Source organism: Kosakonia pseudosacchari, assembly GCF_015167415.1.
Classification (GTDB): domain Bacteria; phylum Pseudomonadota; class Gammaproteobacteria; order Enterobacterales; family Enterobacteriaceae; genus Kosakonia; species Kosakonia pseudosacchari.
Window position 1 is genome coordinate 3,581,919 of record NZ_CP063425.1, and the last position, 24,981, is coordinate 3,606,899.

Consider the following 24,981-nt stretch of genomic DNA (forward strand, 5'->3'; position numbering starts at 1 on the left):
TGCGCAACAATTAATGATGAGCCCATTCGATGGTGGTCAAATCCACGCCCTGTTTGAACATTTCCCACAGCGGAGAGAGTTCACGCAGACGGCCGATGGATTTACGTACCAGCGCGATGGTGTAGTCAATTTCTTCTTCGGTGGTGAAACGACCTAAAGAGAAACGGATGGAGCTGTGTGCCAGCTCATCATTCATGCCCAGTGCGCGCAGCACGTAGGACGGTTCCAGGCTTGCAGAGGTACAAGCAGAGCCGGAGGATACAGCCAGATCTTTCAGCGCCATGATCAGCGATTCGCCTTCAACGTAGTTAAAGCTGACGTTGAGGATGTTCGGTGCGCCGTGTTCGAGATCGCCGTTCAGATAAACTTCTTCGATATCGTTGATGCCGTTCCACAGACGGCTACGCAGGCCACGCAGACGTTCCATTTCGCTGGCCATCTCTTCTTTCGCGATGCGGTACGCTTCGCCCATGCCGACGATCTGGTGAACAGGCAGAGTACCGGAACGCATGCCGCGCTCGTGACCGCCGCCGTGCATCTGCGCTTCGATACGCACACGCGGTTTACGCTGCACATACAGCGCGCCGATGCCTTTCGGCCCATAAATTTTATGGCCGGAGAAGGACATCAGATCCACTTTCAACTGGCTCAGGTCGATAGGCAGTTTGCCCACGCTCTGGGTAGCGTCAACGTGATAGATAATGCCGCGCGCACGGCACATTTCGCCGATTGCCGCGATATCCTGCACCACGCCGATTTCGTTATTCACGTGCATGATGGAAACGAGGATGGTGTCTTCACGCATCGCCGCTTCCAGCTCTTTCAGGTCGATAATGCCGTTGCTCTGCGGGGCGAGATAGGTCACTTCGAAACCTTCGCGCTCCAGTTGACGGCAGGTGTCCAGCACGGCTTTGTGTTCGGTTTTGCTGGTGATAATGTGCTTGCCTTTTTTCTGATAAAAGTTGGCTGCACCTTTGATCGCCAGGTTATCGGATTCGGTTGCACCGGAAGTGAAGACGATTTCACGCGGATCCGCGCCAACCAGTTCTGCGATCTGGTTACGGGCGATATCAACGGCCTCTTCAGCTTGCCAGCCAAAACGGTGAGAACGGGAAGCAGGGTTACCAAAGGTCCCGTCCAGGGTCAGAAACTGCATCATTTTCTCGGCAACACGCGGATCCACCGGCGTGGTTGCGGAGTAATCGAGATAAATCGGTAATTTCATTGATCTTTAAACTCCGTACATCGCTCTAATGCAAGGAATCAGGCAACCGGCTGGATGTACGACCGCGTTAACAGGGCACGGTTTTGTGCCCTGGCCCGATTCTGAATTCTGTTTTTTTATTATGCGCGCAGTTTGACGTCGATAGCGTCTTGAGCACGGGTAGTGCGATGGGATTCGTTACTGTGCTGACGGTCGGACACATCAAGGATTTCCTGGTTATTCACCAGTTCGCCCAGCGTGATGTTGTTTAAGAAACCGGTCAGACGGTCGCTCAGATCGCGCCACAGCGCATGGGTCAGGCACTTATCGCCCCCCTGGCAGCCGCTTTTACCCTGGCAGCGGGTTGCGTCTACGGATTCGTCAACCGCGCTAATCACTTCACCAACAGCAATGGTATTTGCGTCTTTACCCAGCAGGTAACCACCGCCCGGGCCACGTACGCTGGCGACTAAGCCATTTTTACGCAGGCGGGAGAACAACTGCTCCAGGTAGGAGAGCGAAATTCCCTGACGCTCGGAAATATCAGCCAACGGAACCGGGCCCGCTTCGGAGTTGAGTGCAACGTCCAGCATTGCGGTCACGGCATAACGCCCTTTAGATGTCAGTCTCATGTCTTACAAGCCTCAAACTCGCCCCTGCCCGGGGTGTATTATTAATATGTTAATGTTGCATAGCAGACGCAAGTCTGACATTCCCGACTAAATTGGTCAACTATTTAGTTGACTGTTTTAGTCAGGTATTTGTCGTTTAGTGCTTTCATAGAGTTAGGCCGAAAAAGGGCATTTTCCCGGCCTCGCGCGTTACTCTTTATGCTTCTGTTCGATGGACGCAAGAATGCCGCGCAGGATATTAAGCTCCTGACTTTCCGGACGCGCGCGGGTGAACAGACGACGCAATTTATTCATCACCTGGCCGGGGTGGTTTTCACGAATAAAACCAGTTGCCAGCAGGGTTTGCTCCAGATGCCCGTAAAAACGCTCCAGATCGTCGACCAGCGGGTACGGCGTCTCTTCATGCTCAACCGCCGGGGCACTGCTCTCTTGTGCGGCCAGCCACGCCATACGCACTTCATAAGCAATAACCTGAACCGCCATCGCCAGGTTCAGCGAGCTGTATTCCGGGTTGGCGGCAATCGCCACGTGATAATGACACTTTTGCAGTTCATCATTAGTCAGGCCAACGCGTTCGCGACCAAACACCAGTGCGACCGGCGCATGTTCCGCTTCGGCAACGCTTTTCAGCCCGCATTCACGCGGATCGAGCATCGGCCACGGCAGCGTGCGGGAACGCGCACTGGTGCCGACAACCAGGCTGCAACCGGCGAGCGCTTCATCCAGCGTGTCGACGATGTGCGCATTGCCAATCACATCGCTGGCACCTGCAGCCAGCGCGATAGCCTGTGAATCCGGTTTTACCAGCGGGTTCACCAGCCAGAGATTCGTCAAACCCATTGTTTTCATTGCACGAGCAACAGAGCCCATGTTGCCGGTGTGGGAGGTTTCCACCAGTACGATTCGAATATTTTGCAGCATAGATTTTCAACGGCTAAAGAATATTCGCGCATATTATCATAAAGCAAAGACATAATCCGAATTCGCTGCTATGATATGCGCCGTTTTCCGTTCTTTAACATCCAGTGAGAGAGACCGATGCATCCGATGCTGAACATCGCCGTGCGTGCTGCGCGCAAGGCGGGTAATTTAATTGCCAAAAACTACGAAACGCCAGACACCGTAGAAACCAGCCAGAAAGGCAGCAATGATTTCGTGACCAACATTGATAAAGCAGCCGAAGCGCTGATTATCGAAACAATCCGCAAATCTTACCCGCAACACACCATCATCACTGAAGAGAGTGGTGAGCACGAAGGCACTGACCAGGATGTGCAATGGGTTATCGATCCACTGGATGGCACCACCAACTTCGTTAAACGCCTGCCGCATTTCGCGGTATCCATCGCCGTTCGTATCAAAGGCCGCACTGAAGTCGCGGTGGTTTACGATCCGATGCGTAACGAACTGTTCACCGCCACTCGCGGCCAGGGCGCACAGCTGAACGGCTACCGCCTGCGCGGCAGCACAGCTCGCGATCTGGATGGCACCATTCTGGCGACTGGTTTCCCGTTCAAAGCCAAACAACACGCCACTACCTACATCAACATCGTGGGCAAACTGTTCACCGAATGCGCGGACTTCCGCCGCACGGGTTCCGCTGCGCTTGATCTGGCTTACGTTGCCGCTGGTCGCGTGGATGGTTTCTTCGAAATCGCGCTGAAACCGTGGGATTTCGCAGCCGGTGAACTGCTGGTGCGTGAAGCTGGCGGCCTGGTATGCGATTTCACCGGTGGTCACAACTATATGATGACCGGCAACATCGTGGCGGGTAACCCGCGCGTGGTGAAAGCGATGCTGGCGAATATGCGTGACGAGCTGAGCGACGCGCTGAAACGCTAAATCTGGCGGTGCCCGGCGGTGGTTCGCCACCACCGGGCACAATCAAAATGGCCGTAATCCGCCGCCCGGCGGTAACGCACTGACCCACATCACTACCGACGCGCTAACCAACAACACGCCACCAGCCAGCGCCAGCGTGGTCCAGCCAACCTGCCGCCACAATACCGGCGCACGCTCCCCGCTTAATTTCACTGCCAGTTGGCGAAAGCCATGAACCAGCAGCGCCAGCGAGCTGATGGTCAGTGACGTTCCGACCGCCATTGCCAGCGCGGACGCCACACCCCAGCTAAACACGCCAATCACTTTACTGAACAGCAGCACCATGATCGCACCGGAACAGGGCCGCATCCCCATCGACAAAATAATCATCAGCCGTGCGCGCCAGTCCTCACCGTTCTGCAGTTGCGCTGACGTAGGGAGATGCTGATGACCGCAGCCACAGTTGGCATGATGTTCATGATGTGGAGTGAACGCGCGGAATTTAGGCGCACGAAGCAGCGCGCGCAGCTTTTTCAACGCTCGCCAGCACAAAAGCACGCCCAGCACACCCACCAGTAAATAACTGCCCTTCTCCAGCCAGTAACCGCTTAAATGCAGTTGCCGCGCAGGCAGTGCCAGAATACTCAGCACAACCACCACCAGCGCAATCGCCACCAGCCCCTGCAATAACGAAGAGGCCAGCGTTAAGCCAATCGCCGGTTTCAGTTTTGACGGATGCGTAGCAAGCCAGGTGGCGATCACCACTTTGCCGTGCCCCGGCCCAAGCGCATGCAGCACACCATAGACAAAACTGAACAGCAGTAGCGCCCCACCAGCCTGATGCGGGTTTTCCGCCACCGCTTTCAGCAAGCTGCTCATTTTCATATTCACATCGCGCTGCCAGATAACGCTTTTCACCATCACCTGCGGCCAGATCTGCCACAGCCACAATGCGGCTGCCAGTGCGCATACCATAAAAAGCACCAGCGGCCACCAGTGCAATAAGCGTCGTTTTCGCGCCGCAGCGCTCATCATCACGGACATGTCAGCGTCACCGTCTGGGCAAATTGTTTACCAAGTTGCATATCTTCCGCCGGTGCATCGGCTTTATCCAGCGACTGGGCATAATTCAGCACCTCTTCGCCAGGTTTGGGCGTTTGTACCGCCAGTTTGCAGCCCTGCGGCGCGGCGGAAGGCAATGTCGCATCGCTCGCTTTTGCGTAACTCATGTCGACGAAATAGGTGGGATCGAAAGTGGAAAAAGTATACCGCTGGCCGCTGAGCACCTGCGGTTCGGCGAGCGGCAAAATAAACGTCAGCACCGCCTGATGCGCGACCTGTTCCATGCCATATTCCGTCGGTCGGTTAAGAAACTTCACTTTCTGCCCGTGGTGCCAGACTTCGGTGAAATAGTGTTGACCCAGTACGTTTGCCATCACCTCTGCCGCCAGTTTTTTCCAGATCTCATCGCCAGGTTTTGCATTGCCCGCGTCATACAGCAGATCCGCTGAGGTGATCTCATCCATCGTCCAGCGCATTTTCAGCCCGGTGAACTGTCCATTTTCGATCAGCACTTGCGTTTTCATGCGGATAAAACTGTGCGGATGCGCCACCACTGAAAATGATAAAAGCGCGAGAAACAGGCCACTTGCGCATTGTTTAACTGCTTGCATGTCTTCCCCACGAGAAAAATTCTGTGATGCTCCCCGGCAATCCTGAATGAAAGAGCTGCCGCTGCGCTATCGCTGAGCATACCTTTAACTACGCTTATCAAAAACCCTAACTGGAACCTGACAGATGACAATTGTAATGACACCGCCATCTGCGCTCTCCAGTCCGCAGCGCCGCTGCCAGGTGCTTTTGATGCTCGCCTTGCCGGGGCAACACGTCACCATGGAACATATCAGCGCTATGAATGGAGTGGACGACGCCGTGGCTCGCCTGGATATTGCTGAAACGGAAAGTGAAATTCAGCGCTACCACCGGCTCTCTATCGTTCCCCACCCTAACGGCGGCTTTCGGATTGAGGGCGCACCACTCGATCAACGTTTATGCCTGTTGCACTGGCTTCGCCGTGCGCTGCGGCTGTGCCCGCAATTTATCACGCAACAGTTTACCCCGGCGTTAAAAACGGCGCTTAAACAGCAAGGTATTGCCCGAACGTTATACGACGACACGAACCTGCTGGCGTTAATTAATCTCTGTTCGCGCCGCCTGCAGCGCGTCTTTGAATGCCGGGATATGCAATTTCTGCGTCTCTATTTGCAATATTGTTTACTGCAACATCACCACGGACATACACCGGAATTTAACCCGGTTCAGCAAGAGTGGGCGAGAATGCGCGCCGAGTATCAGGTAGCGCAGGAGATTGTGCGTCACTGGCAGCGCCGTGTTGTCGACTCTCCGCAGCAGAATGAGCACCTGTTTTTATCGTTGCTGTTTATGCTGGTTCGCACGCCCGATCCGCTGCGTGACCAGCACTATCAGGATCGCCGTCTGCAAAAAGCCATCCGTCGGATGATTGCCCGCTTTCACGCTCTGGCGGGGTTGCGTTTCAGCGATGAGCAGGGCTTAAGCGCCCAGCTCTATATTCATATTGCCCAGGCGCTGGATCGCAGCTTGTTCGGCATTGGTATTGATAACAGCCTGCCCGCAGAGATCAACCAGCTTTACCCACGCCTGATGCGAACCACCCGCGATGCATTGCAGGAACTGGAAGACGAGTATGATTTGCGCTTCAGCGATGAAGAAGCGGGGCTGGTGGCGGTGATTTTCGGTGCCTGGCTGATGCAGGACAGCGATCTGCATGAGAAACAAGTCGTGTTGATTACTGGCGAAGACAGTACGCGCGAACAACAGATTGAGCAGCAACTGCGCGAATTAACGCTGCTGCCGCTCAATATCCGCTATCTGCCGCTTAAGGAGTTCCGCGACGCTGGCGCGCCGAAGGACGTGACGTTGATTATCACGCCTTACACGACGCCGCTGCCGCTGTTCTCACCGCCGTTGATTCATACCGATGGGCCGCTGAGCGGGCAACAGCAGCGGCATATCCGCGACATGCTGGAGAGTTAGCGGGTCTGCACAGCGACTTTCGGGCGCAGGAACAGTGCCGGAATGGCCAGCACGGCCATGACAAAAAACAGCCCCTGATGCAGATGTTCAAACAGGAAACCGGCGATCATGGTCATCAGCGCAATACTGCCGCCCATGGCTACCGCTGAATAGACTGCTTGTAAGCGGATGACTTCACTGCCCTGCCGCGCCGAGATATAGCGCATCGCGGCAAGATGGCACACGGTGAAGGTACCGCAGTGCAGGATCTGGGCAATAATCAGCCACGGAAGCTCGGTCGTCCAGCCCATCAGGCTCCAGCGCACCAGCCCGCAAACGGCGGAAAGCAGCAGCAGATCGCGTGCGCTGAAGCGGCGGAACAGCCGGTTACTGAGCGCGAAAATTACCACTTCTGCCACCACGCCTAACGACCACAGATACCCCACCGTTGAAGCAGAATACCCCGCCGATTGCCAGTAAATGGCGCTGAAGCCGTAATAGGCAGCATGTGCGCCCTGCAGCAGCGACACGCAGGCGAGGAAACGCCAGTTCTGCACAATCAGTGCCCGCCACGCCTGCCAGCCTGCGCCGTCCTGCTGGCGATTTTCACCCTGCGGCAAAATGGAAGGACGCAGCAGCATACCGAGCAACATGGATGCCGCGCCCAGCGTCAGCAACGCCAGAATCGCCTGGTAATCAAACAGGCTCACCAGTTTGCCGGTTAACGCCGAACCAATCACAAAAGCAATCGATCCCCACAGCCGCACGCGTCCGTAGTCCATCGGGAACTGTTTTTGCCAGGTGCCCGCCAGCGCATCGGTGAGCGGCACCAGCGGCGAAAAAAAGAGGTTAAAACCAATGATAATGACCGCCAGCCACGCCACATGCGTTCCGGCATAAAATGCCAGCGCAAACAGCAACGTTGCCAGCGCCAGCACGCGCAAAGCCGTAATCAAGCGGGAAGGATCACTCACGCGCGGGGCGATGAAAAGGCTGCCAAGAAAGCGGGCGACAAGACCTGCGCCGAGCAACATCCCGATGATTTCGGGGGTCAGCCCCACGCCTTTGAGCCAGACGCTCCAGAAAGGTAAGAAGATGCCGTAGCTAAAAAAATAGGTGAAATAAGCGAGCGCCAGCCAGCGCGTGGACTGCAAGACCATGATTTCCTCCTGAATGGAGGCGATAGTCTGGCGATAAATAACAGGGCTGGCAAGTAACAATCAGGCAACACATGCGCTTGCCCAACGTTTGCAGGCGAATATCAGCCTCCGGGTTGCTCACGGTAGCTTAGCGAATATAAGAATCCAGCACGCTCAGCACCACATCCAGATCCGCTTCACGCTTAATTTCGTCGTTCTCATGCACGATATGATCGGTCAGATGGCCTTTAATTACTTCGCGCATTAAGCCGTTTACCGCGCCGCGGATCGCCGCGATTTGCTGCAAAACCTGAGCGCATTCATGCGGCTCATCAAGCATTTTTTTCAGCGCGGCAACCTGGCCTTCTATTTTGCTCGCCCGCGCTTTTAACTTTTTCTTGTCCCGGATGGTATGCGACATACAGACCTCAAATCGACCGTGCTTAAACGAGCCTTAGCATACCATGCATCAACTGGGGGGGAGTTTGTTTCTACTGGGGGGTAGTATTTACTACTGGGGGGGAGTAGATTTGAGCGCACAAATTTTTACCGAGAATTATTCTCATGAATGACTTCACCACGCTTTTTCAGCAAGGGAACGCCTGGTTTTTTATTCCGAGCGCCATCCTGCTCGGCGCGCTGCACGGCCTCGAACCGGGGCACTCTAAAACCATGATGGCGGCATTTATCATCGCCATCAAAGGCACGGTGAAACAGGCCGTGATGCTGGGTCTCGCCGCAACGCTATCGCACACGGTGGTAGTGTGGCTGATTGCGCTCGGCGGCATGTATCTCAGCAGCCAGTTCACCGCCCAAGCCGTTGAACCCTGGCTGCAAATGGTGTCTGCGGCGATCATTTTTGCGACCGCCGTGTGGATGTTTCTCCGTACCTGGCAAGGGGAACATTCGTGGCTCACCGGGCGTCATCATCACCATGACCACGGCCACCGTGCTCCAGGTCTGGTGCTTCAGCCGCTACAACCGGTGCGTGTCAACGCACAACCAACCATTCTGTCGCTGCGTAAAATGACCAAAGAAGAGGAGTACCAGGATGCGCATGAGCGGGCGCACGCGCGGGATATTGAGCGCCGTTTTACCGGCGGCGAGGTGACGAACGGTCAGATCCTGCTATTCGGTTTAACCGGCGGGCTTATCCCCTGCCCGGCGGCGATCACTATTTTGCTGATCTGTATTCAGTTAAAAGCCATCACGCTGGGCGCAACGTTAGTGGTCTCTTTCAGTATCGGACTTGCCCTCACACTGGTCGCGGTTGGCGTTGGCGCGGCAATCAGCGTCCAGCAAGCGGCAAAACGCTGGTCCGGGTTCAATACGCTGGCACGGAAGGCACCCTATTTCTCCAGCGCGCTTATCGCCCTTGTTGGCGTTTATATGGGCATCCACGGATACACCGGGCTGCAATAATCAGGCATAAAAAAACCCGCACAAGGCGGGTTTTTTTGTCGGGCTACGCTTACGCGTAAACCGGGAAACGGGCGCAGATATCCAGAACTTTACCTTTGACGCGCTCGATAACCGCTTCGTCATTGATGTTGTCCAGCACGTCACACATCCAGCCAGCCAGCTCCTTCACTTCCGCTTCTTTAAAGCCACGACGGGTCACAGCCGGGCTACCGATACGGATACCGGAAGTGACAAACGGGCTCTTCGGATCGTTCGGCACGCTGTTTTTGTTCACCGTGATGTTTGCACGACCCAGCGCAGCATCCGCTTCTTTACCGGTCAGGTTTTTGTCTACCAGATCCAGCAGGAACAGGTGGTTTTCAGTACCGCCAGACACCACTTTGTAGCCACGGTTCAGGAACACTTCCACCATCGCTTTGGCGTTTTTGGCAACCTGCTGCTGGTAAACTTTAAACTCTGGCTCCATCGCTTCTTTCAGTGCCACCGCTTTTGCCGCAATAACGTGCATCAACGGGCCGCCCTGCGCGCTTGGGAAAACGGCGGAGTTCAGTTTTTTGTACAGCTCTTCGTCACCGCCTTTCGCCAGGATGAGACCGCCGCGCGGGCCTGCCAGGGTTTTGTGGGTGGTGGTGGTCACAACATGCGCGTGCGGAACCGGATTCGGGTAAACACCGGCGGCGATCAGACCCGCAACGTGTGCCATGTCAACGAACAGGTAAGCACCGATGCTGTCGGCGATTTCGCGCATTTTCGCCCAGTCAACGATACCGGAGTAAGCAGAGAAACCACCGATGATCATCTTCGGTTTATGCTCTTTCGCCTGCTTCGCCATGTCTTCGTAATCAATCTTACCGGACTCATCAATACCGTAAGGGATGATGTTGTACAGTTTGCCAGAGAAGTTAACCGGGGAGCCGTGAGTCAGGTGGCCGCCCTGCGCCAGGTTCATACCCAGAACGGTATCACCCGGTTGCAGCAGCGCAGTGTAGACCGCGAAGTTCGCCTGCGAGCCGGAGTGCGGTTGTACGTTAGCGTAATCAGCGCCAAACAGTTCTTTCGCGCGATCAATCGCCAGTTGCTCCACGATATCCACATACTCGCAACCGCCGTAGTAGCGTTTGCCCGGGTAACCTTCGGCGTATTTGTTCGTCAGCTGAGAACCCTGAGCCTGCATTACACGCGGGCTGGTGTAGTTTTCGGAGGCGATCAGTTCAATGTGTTCTTCCTGACGTACTTTTTCCTGCTCCATAGCCTGCCACAGTTCGGCATCATAATCGGCAATGTTCATTTCACGCTTTAACATCCGCATCTCCTGACTCAGCTAACAAAACAACTCTAAATGAGGGCCCAATTTGGGGAACGGCCCACAGTATAACCGATTAATATTCTGATAACAGGTCTTGACAAAGGTTTTTACGCAAACGATTGGCTCCGCGTCAGACAAGGGTTTGAGCGATAACGCACTTCCCTGTTAAAGCGGATTTCTTTTCAGGTTTGTGATGCAACATATTCACGATGTAAATCCCTTTACCTTGTCCGCTCTTTACAAGCCTGGTCGCTGCGCTATAAGATGCATTTAAAATACAACTTTAAATAATCTGCAAAAAAGGAAGCCATCATGCTCGACGCCCAAACCATCGCTACGGTCAAATCCACCCTGCCCCTGCTGGCGGCAACCGGACCAAAACTCACCGCCCATTTTTATGACCGGATGTTCACTCACAACCCGGAGCTGAAAGAGATTTTCAATATGAGCAACCAGCGCAACGGCGATCAGCGTGAAGCGCTGTTCAACGCCATCGCCGCTTACGCCAGCAATATTGATAATCTTGCCGCACTGCTGCCGGCGGTTGAGAAAATCGCTCAGAAGCACACCAGCTTTCAGATCCAGCCGGAGCAGTACAACATTGTGGGTACACACCTGCTGGCGACGCTGGATGAGATGTTCAGCCCGGGGCAAGAAGTGTTAGACGCCTGGGGAAAAGCCTATGGCGTCCTGGCGGGCGTCTTTATCAACCGTGAAGCGCAAATCTACAGCGAACACGCGGAAAAAGCAGGCGGCTGGCAAGGCACGCGCGCGTTCCGCCTGGTAGAGAAAAAACCGCAGAGCGCACTTATCACCAGCTTTGAATTCGAACCGGTCGACGGCCAGCCAGTCGCCGCTTATCAACCGGGGCAATATCTTGGTGTCTGGCTGAAACCAGAAGGTTTCGCCAATCAGGAGATCCGCCAGTATTCCCTGACCCGCCAGCCTGACGGCAAAAGCTACCGTATCGCGGTAAAACGCGAAGCGGGTGGCCAGGTCTCTAACTGGCTGCATAACAGTGCGAAAGTGGGCGATATTGTGCATCTTGCTGCGCCTGCCGGGGATTTCTTTCTTGATGTGCAGAGCAGCACGCCGGTCACGCTGATCTCCGCGGGTGTCGGTCAGACACCGATGCTGGCAATGCTCGACAGCCTTTCCAAATCACAACATGCTGCGCAGGTTAACTGGTTCCACGCCGCGATGAATGGCGAGGTGCATGCCTTTGCCGATGAAGTGAGCAAACTGGGTGCGTCACTGAACCATTTTTACCAGCATGTCTGGTATCAACAGCCTGCGACAGCTGAGGTGAACAGCGGTCGCTATCACAGTGAAGGGTTGATGGATTTGCGCGCGCTGGAAGGGAAGTTCAGCGATCCGGCGATGCAGTTTTATCTCTGCGGCCCGGTCGGTTTTATGCAGTTTGTCGCGCAACAACTGGTCGCGCTTGGTGTGAACAAAGAGAGCATTCATTACGAATGCTTTGGCCCGCATAAAGTGTTGTAAAACAGGTTCCCTCACCCTGCGGGGTGAGGGAAAAACATCAGATTGCGGCGTCGTCTTCTTCACCGGTACGGATACGCACTACGCGCGCAACATCAAAGACGAAGATCTTACCGTCGCCGATCTTGCCGGTCTGAGCAGTACGGATAATGGTGTCCACGCAGGTATCAACGATGTCGTCAGTCACGACAATTTCAATCTTCACCTTCGGCAGAAAATCCACCATATACTCCGCGCCACGGTAAAGTTCAGTGTGGCCTTTCTGGCGACCAAAACCTTTCACTTCCGTTACCGTCATCCCGGTGATGCCGACTTCAGCCAGCGCTTCACGTACGTCATCCAGTTTGAAAGGTTTAATAATCGCATCAATCTTTTTCATGGTCGTTCCTTACACGCTCTTGCCAGTCTGCTGCATCGTAATCGGTTGCTCACAGTACCATAATCATTTCGCCATTACTCTTTAAAGTCGTTGGCGTCCAGCTCATGGCGGGAGAGTAATTTGTAAAACTCAGTACGGTTGCGCCCCGCCATGCGCGCGGCATGCGTGACATTGCCCTTAGTGATTTGCAGCAGCTTGCGCAGGTAGTTCAGCTCAAACTGATTACGCGCCTCAACAAAGGTTGGCAGCGCGGTGTTTTCCCCTTCCAGCGCCTGTTCCACCAGCGCATCACTGATCACGGGCGATGAGGTGAGCGCCACACACTGCTCAATAACGTTAACCAACTGGCGCACGTTGCCAGGCCAGCTGGCGGTCATCAACCGCTTCATGGCATCGGTGGAAAACGCGCGCACAAACGGTTTATGCCGCTCTGCCGACTGTTTCAGCAAGTGATTGGCCAGCAGCGGAATATCTTCCGCCCGTTCAGCCAGCGCCGGGATCTTCAGGCTCACCACATTCAGCCGATAGTAGAGATCTTCGCGAAACTCTCCGCGCGCCATCGCTTTCGGTAAATCACGGTGCGTCGCTGAAATGATGCGCACATTAATATCGATATCGCGGTTGCTGCCGAGCGGGCGCACTTTGCGCTCCTGTAACACGCGCAGCAGTTTGACCTGCAACGGGATCGGCATATCGCCAATCTCATCGAGGAACAGCGTGCCACCTTCCGCCGCCTGAAACAGCCCCTCGCGGCTGCTGACCGCGCCGGTAAACGCACCGCGCGCGTGACCAAATAACTCCGATTCCAGCAGCTGTTCCGGCAATGCGCCACAGTTAATGGCGATAAACGCGCTTTTGCTGCGCGGACTGGCGTTATGAATCGCCTGCGCGAGCACCTCTTTCCCGGTGCCACTCTGGCCGTTAATCAGCACACTGACATCAGATTGCGCCACCATCCGCGCCTGCTCCAGCAGACGCAGCATTACCGGGCTGCGGGTGACAATGGTTTCACGCCACTGGTCATCCATTGCCGAACCGCTGTGCTCCAGCGCATCATCAATCGCTTTATACAGCGCGTCTTTGTCCACCGGTTTGGTCAGAAAGCTGAATACGCCCTGCTGGGTTGCGGCCACCGCGTCGGGAATTGAGCCATGCGCCGTAAGGATAATCACCGGCATGCCCGGCTGTACGCGCTGGATTTCGGCAAACAGTTGCATGCCATCCATCTCATCCATGCGCAGATCGCTTATCACCAGGTCGACCTTTTCCCGCGCGAGAATGCGTAACCCTTCCTGCCCGCTTTCCGCCGTGACGATGCTATAACCTTCGCTGGTGAGGCGTAGCCCCAGCAGTTTTAACAGCCCCGGATCGTCATCCACCAGCAACAAATGGGCAGGTTTACGGCTGGTCATGGTTTCACATCCTCCTGAGTGCCGTCGCTTTTAGACGGGTGAGAGCCATCCGGCAGATCGGTGGCGGCGGGTTTATTGCGCGTGGAGAGACGTCGTTCGATATCGGTGAGATTTTCCAGTTTGCGTGTAGTGGTTTCCAGTTGTTCACGCAGGAATTGCTGCTGCTGACGCAGGCTATCGAGCTCACTATCCGCCGATTGCTGCAATTTCGCGTAACGGGCGCGCTCTTCCGCCAGTTGCAACTGGGCTTTTTCGCCATCGCGCCAGAGCTCAAACAGGGGGCGAACCTGCGCCGGGATCGTGGGGCTTAATGCGCCCAACCGCTCAGTGTATTCACGACGCTCAAGCGGCGAAATTTTGGCGTTCGAGAGCAAAATGCCGCGCCTGAATGTGGCCTGCCAGTTATCGTCAGACCAGGTACGGGCTTCGGCACGCGCTGCGGCGGGCGATAAACGCTGGGCACAGTCCATACCGCGCAGCCAGTAAAGCGGGTTGGTGTCGACGTTTTGCCCGGACAACGACCAAATATCGTCGCAATCGGTGGACAAGAAATCGGCCAGTTGATGTTCAGGGAGCCGTTCTTCCTGGGTGTCATGAATCGCGCTTTGCGGCTTTTGTGCAACACACCCCGCCAGCAGCAAACAGGGAAATACGCGAAGCCAGGCGTTTTGCTGTGTAACCGCGTTAACCACGCGGGAAAAAACATGCGACATACTCACCAGATTCAGATTCATTGAGTGGATTTTTCCGGCGCATTGAGAGGAAGCTCAATACGGAAACAGACATCAACTTTGCTACTCGCCACCAGATGCAGTTCGCCTTGCATACGGCGAATGCAGTCTCTGGCAATGCTTAGCCCCAACCCGCTGCCTTTCACCGCTCCTTTTCGCTGGTGGCTACCCTGAAAGAACGGTTCGAAGATCATTTCACGCTCCGTTTCAGGGATCGGCGTACCGGTATTTGCCACTTCGATACAGAGCCGTGCGTTGGCGGTATAGCTGTGCAGAGAAATGTTACCGGATTCAGCACCATAGTGCACCGCGTTGGAGTAAAGATTATCCAGCACGCTCATCAGCAACATCGGTTCGGCCTGGCAGGTCGCCACATCAAGGGCGACATCGGTATGCATCATTTTAGCTCGCGCCGGCAAACTGTGGGCAGAGATCACCATTTCTACCAGTGGCGCAAGTTCCACGGTTTCCAGCTCCACCGATCCTTCGGCCAGCTTGCGGTTGTAATCGAGCAACTGCTCAATCAGTTTTTGCAGATTGCGGCTGCTGGCATCGAGGATTTCAACTACCTCTTTCTGTTCCACCGTCAGCGGTCCGACAACCTGATCGGCCAGCAACTCGGTGCCTTCGCGCATACTGGCGAGCGGTGTTTTAAGCTCGTGGGAAAGATGGCGTAAGAATTGATGGCGCTGTGATTCAAGCCAGGCCAGCCTTTCGCTCAGCCAGAGGATCCGTTCGCCAACATAACGCAACTCGCGCGGGCCTTTAAAGACCACGCTGCGCCCCAGGGTTCTCCCCTCGCCTAAGCGATTAATCATCCGCTCAATGCCCTTCACCGGGCCGATGATCATGCGGGTAAACAGCAGCACCAGCGCCAGGCTCACCAGGAACAACACCAGCGCCTGCCAGCCGAAAAACTGGCCGCGCTCAGCAATTTCCAGCTGAAGTTGCTGCCCGCGGGAAAAGACCACCGCACGTGTCGATTGCACCATCTCGGTATTGGCGGCGGCAAACGCCTCAAGCTGCGCAGAGGCCTCGGCAGACGGGCCGCTATTTTTACACTGCAACTGGGCAAGCGCATTCAAATCCTGGCGCAGCGCCTGGTAAAGTTTATCGTCGGGAAGCACGCCAGCGTGGGCATCGAGCATTTCGCTATAGCGCTTACGCTGATTCTGGTACACGCGCGCCAGGGTAGCGTCATCCAGCACACAGTACTGCCGGTAGCTGCGCTCCATTTCCAGTGCGGCATTGGTCATGGCTTCACTGCGACGCGCGTCAATCAACGTTGTGCGGTTGGTCTGCAACGCCTGTGCGCTAAGTGCGTTCAGGCTTTGCCACGCCTGCCACGCCAGTACCAGCAACGGCAACAGAATTAACAAAAACGCCATCATGACCAGTTGGCGAAGCGAGCGGGGGAAAACAGGCCAGCGTTTCAATGCAGTTCTCTCGCAAAAAAAGGTAGGGAGATGCTAACTGATTTACCAAAAGCCAGAAACAACAAAGCCGGGTATTAACCCGGCTTTGTTATGAAATTAGGCGGTGCCTAACTCGACGTTTCGCCCGATGTCTGATAAAGCAGTGCGATAATCAGCAGGTGGACGGCAGGCACCTTTAAGTGCGTCATTCGAAGTTTATGTAGCACGTCCCGAAGGGGCTGACATAAGAAGGTGAATGAGCCACTGATTAATATTATGCAGATATTGTGCCAATATGCCAGCAATTAATTTAAACCATTGATTAAAATGAATTTAATATTTAAAAAATGAAAATGTGATGTGCTTATCATTTAAACAACCTGTCGCTATTTAGCAACACACTGATAGCGCCAAAAATAAACCATTTATAATCAACAAATTAAATGTCGCCTTTTGGAGACACCTCGCAATACCCAATGTCGGGAAATACAGACACTTTTGCTCTGGCAAAAAAAGCCCTCTTACCGGAAGAGGGCTGACTGATAATGGCGAAATTAACCCAGTTGCTTACGGGCGTTGCGGAAGATACGCATCCACGGGCTATCTTCGCCCCAGTTTTCCGGGTGCCAGGAGTTGGAAACGGTGCGGAACACGCGCTCCGGGTGCGGCATCATAATGGTTACGCGCCCGCTTTCGCTGGTCACGGCCGTAATGCCGTTCGGAGAGCCGTTCGGGTTCGCCGGGTAGGTTTCCGTCACGGCCCCGGTGTTATCCACGTAGCGCAGCGCCACCAGCCCTTTGCTTTCCAGCTGCGCCAGATGCGCGCCATCACGTACTTCCACGCGACCTTCGCCATGGGAAACGGCGATCGGCATCTGCGAGCCAACCATACCGCTCAACAGCAGCGACGGGCTTTGTGTCACTTCCACCAGGCTGAAGCGCGCTTCAAAGCGGTCAGAGTGGTTACGCACAAAGCGCGGCCACAGTTCGCTACCCGGGATCAGTTCACGCAGGTTAGACATCATCTGGCAACCGTTGCACACACCCAGCGCCAGCGTCTGCGGGCGGTGGAAGAAAGTTTCAAACTCATCGCGCACGCGCTCGTTGAACAGAATCGATTTCGCCCATCCCTCACCAGCACCGAGCACATCGCCATACGAGAAACCACCGCATGCCACCAGCGCCTGGAAGTGCTCAAGGCCAGTGCGCCCTGCCAGCAAATCGCTCATATGTACGTCAATGGCATCAAAACCGGCGCGATGGAACGCAGCCGCCATTTCAACGTGCGAGTTGACACCCTGCTCACGCAGCACAGCCACTTTCGGGCGCGCGCCGGTCGCAATAAACGGTGCCGCGATATCGTCGTTAATATCAAAAGAGAGCTTCACGTTGAGGCCCGGATCGTTGTCATTGGCTTTCGCCTGATGTTCCTGATCCGCACACTCCGGGTTATCACGCAGGCGCTGCATCTGCCAGGTGGTTTCCGCCCACCACATGCGCAGCTGAGTGCGGCTTTCACTGAACACCGCCTGATCATCGGCTTCAATCACAAAGCGATCACCAGAAACCGCCTTACCCAGATAATGTACGCAATCGCCAAGGCCGTATGCCGCCAGCACGCTTTCTACCGCTTCGCGATCGGCCGCGCGCACCTGAATCACCGCGCCCAGCTCTTCATTAAACAACGCCGCCAGACGATCATGGCCCAGAGAGGCGATATCAACGTTGATGCCGCAGTGGCCGGTAAAGGCCATCTCCGCCAGCGTCACCAGCAGGCCGCCATCGGAGCGATCGTGGTAGGCCAGCAGTTTGCGGTCCGCCACCAGCGCCTGAATGGCGTCATAGAAGCCTTTCAGTTGTTCGACATTACGCACATCGGCTGGTTTGTCACCCAATTGACGATAAACCTGGGCCAGCGCAGTGGCGCCCAGCGCGTTATTACCGTTACCCAGATCGATCAGCAACAGGGCGTTATCTTCCGTGGAAAGCTGCGGAGTCACCGTGTGACGAACATCTTCAACGCGGGCAAACGCGGTGATCACCAGCGACAGCGGCGAAGTGATTTCGCGCTGCTCGCTGCCTTCCTGCCAGCGGGTTTTCATCGACATTGAGTCTTTACCCACCGGAATCGTCAGCCCCAGAGCCGGACAAAGCTCTTCACCCACCGCTTTCACGGCGGCATACAGCCCGGCGTCTTCGCCTGGATGCCCGGCAGCGGCCATCCAGTTTGCCGACAGCTTAATGCGTTTGATATCGCCAATCTGCGTCGCGGCGATGTTAGTGAGCGCTTCGCCCACCGCCAGACGGGCGGAAGCGGCGAAGTCCAGCAGCGCAACCGGCGCGCGTTCGCCCAACGCCATCGCTTCACCGTAGTAGCTATCGAGGCTGGCGGTGGTTACCGCGCAGTTCGCCACCGGAATCTGCCACGGTCCCACCATCTGATCGCGCGCGACCATACCGGTTACTGTGCGGTCGCCGATGGTCACAAGAAAGGTTTTTTCCGCCACGGTCGGTAGATGCAGCACGCGGTTAACCGCATCAGCAATGGAAATGCCCTGCACGTTCAGCGCCTCGCCAGCCGCCTGACGAGACGCGACATCGCGGGTCATCTTCGGCGTTTTACCCAGCAGCACATCCAGCGGCATATCGATCGGCTGATCGTTAAAGTGATTATCGTTGAGTGTCAGGTGCTGGGCTTCCGTCGCTTCACCAATCACTGCGTACGGCGCGCGCTCGCGGCGGCACAGCTCGTCAAACAGCGCCAGTTGATCGGCGGCAACCGCCAGCACATAGCGCTCCTGCGATTCGTTACACCAGATTTCCAGCGGGCTCATTCCCGGCTCATCGCTCAGAATATCGCGCAGCTCGAAACGACCACCGCGACCGCCGTCGCTCACCAGCTCCGGCATGGCGTTAGAAAGGCCGCCCGCGCCAACGTCGTGGATAAAGAGGATCGGGTTGGCATCGCCGAGCTGCCAGCAGCGGTCGATAACTTCCTGGCAACGACGCTCCATCTCCGGGTTGTCGCGCTGTACGGAGGCAAAATCGAGATCCGCATCGGACTGACCAGATGCCATTGAAGAGGCCGCGCCGCCGCCCAGGCCGATATTCATCGCCGGGCCGCCCAGCACGATCAGTTTCGCGCCAACGGTGATTTCCCCTTTCTGCACGTGATCGGCGCGGATGTTGCCGATGCCGCCCGCCAGCATGATCGGTTTGTGGTAGCCGCGCAGCTCTTCGCCGTTGTGGCTGTTTACTTTCTCTTCATAAGTACGGAAGTAACCGTTCAGTGCCGGACGACCAAATTCATTGTTGAACGCCGCGCCGCCCAGCGGGCCGTCGGTCATGATATCCAGCGCCGTGACGATACGATCCGGTTTACCGAAATCCTCTTCCCACGGCTGTTCAAAGCCCGGAATACGAAGGTTGGAAACAGAAAAGCCCACCAGCCCCGCTTTTGGCTTCGCGCCACGACCGGTCGCGCCTTCATCGCGGATCTCGCCGCCGGAGCCTGTCGCCGCCCCCGGCCACGGCGAAATCGCCGTCGGGTGGTTGTGGGTTTCCACTTTCATCAGAATATGCGCCGGTTCCTGATGGTAGTCGTAACGTCCTTCCCCGCGATCGGCGAAGAAGCGACCCACGTCGGAACCTTCCATCACCGCGGCATTATCTTTATAAGCTGACAGCACGAAATCCGGCGTTTGCTCGAAGGTGTTCTTGATCATTTTGAACAGCGACTTCGGCTGCGGTTTGCCATCAATCACCCAGTCGGCGTTGAAAATTTTGTGGCGGCAGTGTTCAGAGTTCGCCTGCGCGAACATATAAAGCTCAATGTCGTTCGGATTGCGCCCGAGGCGGGTAAACGCCTCTTGCAGGTAGTCGATTTCGTCTTCCGCCAGCGCAAGCCCCAGACGCAGGTTGGCGTCAATCAGCGCCTGACGGCCTTCACCAAGCAGATCTACGCTCTGTACCGGCGCAGGTTGATGGTGCTCAAACAGCCGTTCGGCGTCTGCTTGTGAAGTGAATACGCTCTCCATCATGCGGTCATGCAGTTCTGCAGCAACGTCGTTCCACTGGGCGTCAGTCAGCCCGCTGGCCTCAACGTAATAAGCGACGCCGCGCTCAAGGCGATTGATTTTGTTGAGGCCGCAGTTGTGAGCGATGTCGGTTGCTTTTGAAGACCAGGGAGAGATGGTGCCGGGACGAGGAGTGACGAGCAGTAATTTTCCGGTCGGGGTATGGCTGCTAAGGCTCGGGCCGTATTTCAGCAGACGCTGGAGCCGCGCGGATTCATCTTCTGTCAGCCCATCATTGAGATCGGCGAAGTGAGCGTATTCGGCGTAAATGTTGCTTACCGGGAGGTTGGCAGCCTGAAAACGTGCCAGCAGTTTGTTGATACGGAAAGCGGACAATGCAGGCGAACCACGCAGAATTTCCATCATAAGTCTCTCGTCTTCGATTACGCAGCGTCGGGGACGCTTTAAGTGTGCACCAGGGGAAAACGGGCGTCATTATAGAGAATCCTGCGCGCCGACGAAACCGTTTGCGTTGAAATAAAATCGCCGTCAATTTTTAACAATAGCTGTCGCCGAATGCTCTAATTAGTTGCCAACTGGCGTTTTGTTGCGCAGAATGCCGCTCAATCACCGACAAACCTTACTGTTATCATTACGAGAATCTTCTGAGGCAAAGCACGGCGCAGAGAATTAACTCCTTGAAAAAATTTAAGATTAATTATCTGCTCATCGGCATTGTCACCCTGCTGCTGGCAGCGGCCCTGTGGCCTTCTATCCCCTGGTTCGGCAAAGCCGACAATCGCATCGCGGCGATCAAAGCTCGCGGGGAGCTGCGCGTCAGTACCATTGCCACACCGCTCACTTACACCACCGTTGATGGCAAAACGTATGGGCTGGATTACGATCTCGCGCAGCATTTCGCCGATTATCTCGGCGTCAAACTGAAAGTCACGGTGCGTCAGAATATCAGCCAACTGTTTGACGATCTTGATAATGACGATGCCGACATGCTCGCCGCCGGGTTGGTCTACAACAGTGAGCGGGTAAAAAACTACCAAACCGGGCCGGTTTATTACTCCGTTTCTCAGCAACTGGTGTACCGCGTAGGCAGCTACCGTCCACGTACGCTGGAGTCTGTGAATGCCAGCCAGTTAACTATCGCCCCCGGTCATGTCGCGCTGGACGATCTGCGTGAAATAAAAGAGAAGAAGTACCCGGAGTTAAGCTGGACGGTGGATGAAAAGCTCGGCACGACCGCGCTGCTGCAACAAGTGGTCGACGGGAAACTGAGCTACACCGTCGCCGATTCGGTCGCCATTAGCCTGTTCCAGCGTGTGCATCCTGAGCTGGCGGTGGCGCTGGATATCACCGATGAGCAACCCGTTACCTGGTTTAGCAAGCGCGATGACGATAATACGCTGTCGGCCGCGATGCTCGATTTCTTCAATAATATGAATGAAGACGGCACGCTTGCGCGACTGGAGGAGAAATACCTCGGCCACGGCGAGGATTTTGACTATGTCGACACGCGTACCTTTTTACGCGCCGTCGATAGCGTGCTGCCGGATCTGCAACCGCTGTTTGAAAAGTACGCCCAGGCGATTGACTGGCGATTGTTAGCGGCTATCTCTTATCAGGAGTCGCACTGGGATTCCCAGGCCACCTCCCCCACCGGTGTTCGCGGTTTGATGATGCTGACGCGCAATACGGCGCAGAGCTTAGGTTTAAGCGATCGCACTGACGCCGAGCAAAGCATCAGCGGCGGCGCGCGTTACCTGGTGGACATGATGAGCAAAGTGCCGGACACCGTTCCGCAGGATGAAAAGATCTGGTTCGCGCTGGCGGCTTACAATATGGGCTACGCGCATATGCTGGATGCCCGCGCGCTGACGGCAAAGACCAAAGGTAACCCGGACAGTTGGGCTGATGTGAAGCAGCGCCTGCCGTTATTGAGCCAGAAACAGTATTACAGCAAGCTGACTTACGGCTACGCGCGCGGGCATGAAGCCTATGCCTATGTAGAAAATATTCGTAAGTATGAAATCAGCCTGGTCGGTTATTTGCTGGAAAAAGAGAAAGAGGCCGCAAAGGCGCTGAAAATGGCGAAGAGTTACCCGGCGGTATCAACAGAGGAATTAAATCGCCCGGCTTACGGCGTGCTGCCCTTTAGCGCGTTAACCGCGAATGAAGCCTTCCCGCGTAACCCGCTACTGGTGTCCGACGCGCTGGTGCAAAACCCGCTGAAAGTTAACCGCTAGCGCTTAACGCCAATACGCGCTAGAAAGCCGTGGGATCGCCCGTCGGTTTTTTCAGGGCTTTCTTCTCCAGCCGACGCTGACGGAAAAAGTCGCTCAGCATCGCGGCGCATTCGTCGCGTAACACACCTTCGGTTATCGCCACCCGATGGTTCATGCCCGGATGGTGCAACACATCAATTAGCGATCCCGCCGCGCCGGTTTTCGCATCCCGCGCGCCAAAAACCAGTTGACCAATACGGCTGTGCACCATGGCACCTGCGCACATAACGCATGGCTCCAGCGTGACATATAAAGTGGTATCAATAAGACGGTAGTTTTGCAGCACCAGCCCGCCCTGGCGCAACGCCATAATTTCCGCATGCGCGGTCGGATCGTGGCGGCCAATCGGTCGGTTCCAGCCTTCGCCTATCACCTGCCCGTTATGCACCAGCACCGCGCCTACCGGCACTTCGCCCTCTTCCCAGGCGCGTTTCGCCAGGGTGAGCGCATGACGCATCCAGACGTCGTGATTCAGTTCAGGAATGGACAAAGTGGGATACTCCAGTAATTCAGGCGGAGCGCATTATACACAGCCGTTATCGGTTCGACACTACTCCAGCTGTTGCAAGTCGCCACGTGGCGTCACGCGCCAGCGGTGCTGGCAAAAATAGAGCAGCGGGTTATCTTGCTTGCTGTCGCTGTAGCCGCTGTAAAGACGCAACGGCGTGCCAATTTTGCGTTCAAGCTGGGCGACTTTTTCATGACCGAGGCAGCGCATAGTCAGCACCCAGCCACCGTAGCGACGGCTGATTTGGCTGGCTATCAGGTTCACGCGCGGCAGCCACGGGGTATCAAAATAGACCTGCTCCACCAGCGGCTGCGGTGAGCCGGTAATCAGCCAGATATCCGCATCGGAGGCGGCAAGGTAGTTGGTTAATCGCGTTTGTACCACCGGAAAGGCCGTGACATGCCCGCGAAACCACTGGACAAATTTCGCCTGCAAGGCGTTCAGATGGCGTTCGCTATGGCCAAACGTGCAGCCCCACAGCAGCAAGCTCATTGGCCAGCGCGCGGCGCGTCCTTTGAGTAATAATCCGCCCGCAATCACCGGCAACAAAGGCAGCACCAGCAACGCATTCAACGGCTGATGACGCAAAACATAACGCAGAAACGTGCCAAACATATCCTGCTGGTGCAGGGTTCCATCAAGATCAAAAAAGACGACACGGCGCTCGCTGTTAGCCAAATGGGAGTCCTCTGTTGGTTAACCTTCGACCGCCGGGCCTCTCCTTCTGGCGATCGCTCTTTCAATAGCCTAACAGATAGCCCCTCACTTTTCCGGTAACAATCGGTCACCGATACCTGTAATAATCAGCGGCTATGTTGGCCAGACCGGGATGCTTTACACTGGCCCGAACCTTTAATTAACCGCGATCCTGATGACAACACAACATACGCGCGCCTTCGATTTTGCCCCATTTCGCCATCTGTTTTTTGCCCGTCTGCTGACGGTGCTCGGTAACGGCATTGCCCCCATTGCACTGGCTTTTGCGGTGCTGGACATTGGCGGTTCCGCCACCGAGCTCGGTATTGTGGTGGCCGCACGCTCACTGTTTAACGTGGCATTTTTGCTGGTTGGCGGCGTGCTGGCCGATCGCTATTCACGCAGCCGGGTGCTGGTGTTGTCCTCGCTGGTCGCCGCCTGTTCGCAAGGCGTTGTCGCCTGGCTGGTGCTGGATGGTTCAGCGACGGTAATGCTACTGGCGATACTCGGAACGATTAACGGCGCAGCGGCGGGGATCGCGCTGCCGGCTTCGTCCGCGCTGGTACCGCAAACGGTGCCAGCGCATAACCTGCGCGAAGCCAATGCGTTTATCCAGCTCGGTATTTATAGCGGAACGGTCGTCGGCGCGTCGCTCGGTGGCATCCTCACCAGCGCCGTCGGGCCTGGCTGGGGGCTGGCGATTGACGCGCTGGGTTTTGCCGCCTCGGCTCCGCTTTATCTGGCCATTCGCATGGGCGCTATTCAGGCGGCAGCGGGGCAAAGCAATATCCTGCAAGATCTGCGCGATGGCTGGAAAGAGTTCATCAGCCGCGCCTGGGTGTGGGGCATTGTCGTGCAGTTTACCATTATTAATGCCGCGTTCAGCGGGGTGGTGATGGTGCTCGGCCCGATCATTGCCGATGCTTCGTTTGGCCGTGCGCGTTGGGGGATGATCGTCGCCGCACAGAGCGTTGGTTTGATTGTCGGTTCGTTCCTCGCGCTGCGCTGGCGTCCGCGACGCGACCTGTTTATCGGCGTAATACTGGTTGCCATATGTGCAGTGCCGATCTATCTCCTGAGCCAAAGTGTGTCTACCACATGGTTGCTGGCCGCGTTTTTTCTGGCTGGCGTCAGTTTTGGTCTGTTCGGCGTGGCGTGGGCGCAGTCATTACAAACACATATTCCGCCAGAGAAGCTGGCGCGTGTTTATGCCTACGATGCAATGGGATCATTTATCGCCATTCCGGTTGGTGAGCTGGCCGCCGGGCCGTTGGCGACGCACTTTGGTAGCAGCAACGTTCTGATCGCCTCATCCATCGCGGTGATCATTGCCTGCGCGGGTGCCAGTTTTATTCCGGCAATTCGCCGGCTTGATAATTCACCGAAAGTTAAACAACACAGCCTCAGCGGATCCTCTTGATCGCTGTCAAAACCCATTCAGGGATATTT

General features: G+C 55.8%; 21 protein-coding genes. 6 read left to right on the forward strand and 15 right to left on the reverse strand.

Annotation, left to right across the window (positions count from 1 at the left end):
* Positions 1–10: 10 nt before the first annotated feature.
* The 3 genes from iscS to trmJ all read right to left on the reverse strand — a co-directional run bounded on the left by iscS (position 11) and on the right by trmJ (position 2,757).
* A complete protein-coding gene (gene iscS / locus IP581_RS16820) occupies positions 11–1,225 on the reverse strand; it encodes a cysteine desulfurase (RefSeq protein ID WP_017459011.1) in 1,215 nt (404 codons plus the stop codon).
* A gap of 119 nt (positions 1,226–1,344) precedes the next feature.
* Positions 1,345–1,836 (reverse strand): Fe-S cluster assembly transcriptional regulator IscR, encoded by a 492-nt coding sequence (gene iscR, locus IP581_RS16825; protein WP_020454728.1) that lies wholly within the window; start codon positions 1,834–1,836, stop codon positions 1,345–1,347.
* Between the two features lie 189 nt (positions 1,837–2,025).
* Positions 2,026–2,757: a tRNA (cytosine(32)/uridine(32)-2'-O)-methyltransferase TrmJ gene (gene trmJ / locus IP581_RS16830; RefSeq protein WP_086870752.1), complete on the reverse strand. Its 732-nt coding sequence runs from the start codon at positions 2,755–2,757 to the stop codon at positions 2,026–2,028.
* Between the two features lie 117 nt (positions 2,758–2,874).
* Between trmJ and suhB the strand changes: the two genes are divergently transcribed.
* On the forward strand, positions 2,875–3,678 hold the full coding sequence (suhB, locus tag IP581_RS16835) for an inositol-1-monophosphatase (RefSeq protein WP_086870749.1): 804 nt from the start codon (positions 2,875–2,877) through the stop codon (positions 3,676–3,678).
* A gap of 42 nt (positions 3,679–3,720) precedes the next feature.
* Here the strand turns inward: suhB and IP581_RS16840 are convergent, their stop codons facing one another.
* Both IP581_RS16840 and IP581_RS16845 read right to left on the reverse strand, forming a co-directional pair.
* A complete protein-coding gene (locus tag IP581_RS16840; protein WP_097400263.1) occupies positions 3,721–4,701 on the reverse strand; it encodes a nickel/cobalt transporter in 981 nt (326 codons plus the stop codon).
* A complete protein-coding gene (locus IP581_RS16845) occupies positions 4,692–5,330 on the reverse strand; it encodes a DUF1007 family protein (RefSeq protein ID WP_193820931.1) in 639 nt (212 codons plus the stop codon). The genes IP581_RS16840 and IP581_RS16845 overlap by 10 nt, the downstream gene beginning before the upstream one ends.
* A 124-nt stretch (positions 5,331–5,454) precedes the next feature.
* Here IP581_RS16845 and csiE point away from each other — a divergent pair, with 124 nt between their 5' ends.
* On the forward strand, positions 5,455–6,732 hold the full coding sequence (csiE, locus tag IP581_RS16850; protein ID WP_193820933.1) for a stationary phase inducible protein CsiE: 1,278 nt from the start codon (positions 5,455–5,457) through the stop codon (positions 6,730–6,732).
* Here csiE and IP581_RS16855 read toward each other — a convergent pair.
* Both IP581_RS16855 and rcnR read right to left on the reverse strand, forming a co-directional pair.
* Entirely contained in the window at positions 6,729–7,871 is a 1,143-nt protein-coding gene (locus IP581_RS16855; RefSeq protein WP_193820934.1) for a 3-phenylpropionate MFS transporter, read from the reverse strand. The genes csiE and IP581_RS16855 overlap by 4 nt on opposite strands.
* Before the next feature lie 127 nt (positions 7,872–7,998).
* On the reverse strand, positions 7,999–8,271 hold the full coding sequence (gene rcnR / locus IP581_RS16860) for a Ni(II)/Co(II)-binding transcriptional repressor RcnR (protein ID WP_017459019.1): 273 nt from the start codon (positions 8,269–8,271) through the stop codon (positions 7,999–8,001).
* A gap of 143 nt (positions 8,272–8,414) precedes the next feature.
* Here rcnR and IP581_RS16865 point away from each other — a divergent pair, with 143 nt between their 5' ends.
* On the forward strand, positions 8,415–9,272 hold the full coding sequence (locus tag IP581_RS16865; protein ID WP_193820935.1) for a nickel/cobalt efflux protein RcnA: 858 nt from the start codon (positions 8,415–8,417) through the stop codon (positions 9,270–9,272).
* A 49-nt stretch (positions 9,273–9,321) separates the two neighbouring features.
* Here the strand turns inward: IP581_RS16865 and glyA are convergent, their stop codons facing one another.
* Complete coding sequence (glyA, locus tag IP581_RS16870) at positions 9,322–10,575, reverse strand: serine hydroxymethyltransferase (protein WP_008502165.1); 1,254 nt, start codon at positions 10,573–10,575, stop codon at positions 9,322–9,324.
* Positions 10,576–10,890: 315 nt separating this feature from the next.
* Between glyA and hmpA the strand changes: the two genes are divergently transcribed.
* Positions 10,891–12,081, forward strand: a complete 1,191-nt coding sequence (gene hmpA, locus IP581_RS16875) for an NO-inducible flavohemoprotein (protein WP_097400258.1) — start codon at positions 10,891–10,893, stop codon at positions 12,079–12,081.
* A 37-nt stretch (positions 12,082–12,118) separates the two neighbouring features.
* Here hmpA and glnB read toward each other — a convergent pair whose 3' ends face one another.
* From glnB to purL, 5 genes are all read right to left on the reverse strand, one after another.
* Positions 12,119–12,457: a nitrogen regulatory protein P-II gene (glnB, locus tag IP581_RS16880; protein WP_002438074.1), complete on the reverse strand. Its 339-nt coding sequence runs from the start codon at positions 12,455–12,457 to the stop codon at positions 12,119–12,121.
* Positions 12,458–12,531: 74 nt separating this feature from the next.
* The gene (glrR, locus tag IP581_RS16885; RefSeq protein ID WP_097400257.1) at positions 12,532–13,869 is read right to left on the reverse strand and encodes a two-component system response regulator GlrR; all 1,338 of its coding nucleotides are present in this window, start codon (positions 13,867–13,869) and stop codon (positions 12,532–12,534) included.
* Positions 13,866–14,603, reverse strand: a complete 738-nt coding sequence (gene qseG, locus IP581_RS16890) for a two-component system QseEF-associated lipoprotein QseG (RefSeq protein ID WP_097400256.1) — start codon at positions 14,601–14,603, stop codon at positions 13,866–13,868. Before qseG ends, glrR begins: the two co-directional genes overlap by 4 nt.
* Positions 14,600–16,036 (reverse strand): two component system sensor histidine kinase QseE/GlrK, encoded by a 1,437-nt coding sequence (qseE, locus tag IP581_RS16895; RefSeq protein WP_193820936.1) that lies wholly within the window; start codon positions 16,034–16,036, stop codon positions 14,600–14,602. Before qseE ends, qseG begins: the two co-directional genes overlap by 4 nt.
* A gap of 533 nt (positions 16,037–16,569) precedes the next feature.
* Complete coding sequence (purL, locus tag IP581_RS16900) at positions 16,570–20,457, reverse strand: phosphoribosylformylglycinamidine synthase (RefSeq protein WP_193820937.1); 3,888 nt, start codon at positions 20,455–20,457, stop codon at positions 16,570–16,572.
* Between the two features lie 239 nt (positions 20,458–20,696).
* Here purL and mltF point away from each other — a divergent pair, with 239 nt between their 5' ends.
* Positions 20,697–22,289, forward strand: a complete 1,593-nt coding sequence (gene mltF / locus IP581_RS16905) for a membrane-bound lytic murein transglycosylase MltF (protein ID WP_228007864.1) — start codon at positions 20,697–20,699, stop codon at positions 22,287–22,289.
* 19 nt (positions 22,290–22,308) lie between these two features.
* Here mltF and tadA read toward each other — a convergent pair whose 3' ends face one another.
* On the reverse strand, positions 22,309–22,833 hold the full coding sequence (tadA, locus tag IP581_RS16910) for a tRNA adenosine(34) deaminase TadA (protein WP_407659159.1): 525 nt from the start codon (positions 22,831–22,833) through the stop codon (positions 22,309–22,311).
* 45 nt (positions 22,834–22,878) lie between these two features.
* Entirely contained in the window at positions 22,879–23,514 is a 636-nt protein-coding gene (yfhb, locus tag IP581_RS16915) for a phosphatidylglycerophosphatase C (protein ID WP_086870725.1), read from the reverse strand.
* A 193-nt stretch (positions 23,515–23,707) separates the two neighbouring features.
* Here yfhb and IP581_RS16920 point away from each other — a divergent pair, with 193 nt between their 5' ends.
* A complete protein-coding gene (locus tag IP581_RS16920) occupies positions 23,708–24,952 on the forward strand; it encodes an MFS transporter (RefSeq protein ID WP_193820939.1) in 1,245 nt (414 codons plus the stop codon).
* Positions 24,953–24,981: the final 29 nt, after the last annotated feature.

Excerpts from the sequence above, each read along its gene's own strand:
- iscR (WP_020454728.1), bottom strand. The coding sequence starts at position 1,836 with ATGAGACTGACATCTAAAGGGCGTTATGCCGTGACCGCAATGCTGGAC.
- IP581_RS16845 (WP_193820931.1), bottom strand. The coding sequence starts at position 5,330 with ATGCAAGCAGTTAAACAATGCGCAAGTGGCCTGTTTCTCGCGCTTTTA.
- csiE (WP_193820933.1), top strand. The coding sequence starts at position 5,455 with ATGACAATTGTAATGACACCGCCATCTGCGCTCTCCAGTCCGCAGCGC.
- glyA (WP_008502165.1), bottom strand. The coding sequence starts at position 10,575 with ATGTTAAAGCGTGAAATGAACATTGCCGATTATGATGCCGAACTGTGG.
- rcnR (WP_017459019.1), bottom strand. The coding sequence starts at position 8,271 with ATGTCGCATACCATCCGGGACAAGAAAAAGTTAAAAGCGCGGGCGAGC.
- suhB (WP_086870749.1), top strand. The coding sequence starts at position 2,875 with ATGCATCCGATGCTGAACATCGCCGTGCGTGCTGCGCGCAAGGCGGGT.
- glrR (WP_097400257.1), bottom strand. The coding sequence starts at position 13,869 with ATGACCAGCCGTAAACCTGCCCATTTGTTGCTGGTGGATGACGATCCG.
- trmJ (WP_086870752.1), bottom strand. The coding sequence starts at position 2,757 with ATGCTGCAAAATATTCGAATCGTACTGGTGGAAACCTCCCACACCGGC.
- glnB (WP_002438074.1), bottom strand. The coding sequence starts at position 12,457 with ATGAAAAAGATTGATGCGATTATTAAACCTTTCAAACTGGATGACGTA.
- IP581_RS16865 (WP_193820935.1), top strand. The coding sequence starts at position 8,415 with ATGAATGACTTCACCACGCTTTTTCAGCAAGGGAACGCCTGGTTTTTT.
- iscS (WP_017459011.1), bottom strand. The coding sequence starts at position 1,225 with ATGAAATTACCGATTTATCTCGATTACTCCGCAACCACGCCGGTGGAT.
- purL (WP_193820937.1), bottom strand. The coding sequence starts at position 20,457 with ATGATGGAAATTCTGCGTGGTTCGCCTGCATTGTCCGCTTTCCGTATC.
- qseG (WP_097400256.1), bottom strand. The coding sequence starts at position 14,603 with ATGAATCTGAATCTGGTGAGTATGTCGCATGTTTTTTCCCGCGTGGTT.
- hmpA (WP_097400258.1), top strand. The coding sequence starts at position 10,891 with ATGCTCGACGCCCAAACCATCGCTACGGTCAAATCCACCCTGCCCCTG.
- IP581_RS16855 (WP_193820934.1), bottom strand. The coding sequence starts at position 7,871 with ATGGTCTTGCAGTCCACGCGCTGGCTGGCGCTCGCTTATTTCACCTAT.
- IP581_RS16920 (WP_193820939.1), top strand. The coding sequence starts at position 23,708 with ATGACAACACAACATACGCGCGCCTTCGATTTTGCCCCATTTCGCCAT.
- IP581_RS16840 (WP_097400263.1), bottom strand. The coding sequence starts at position 4,701 with ATGTCCGTGATGATGAGCGCTGCGGCGCGAAAACGACGCTTATTGCAC.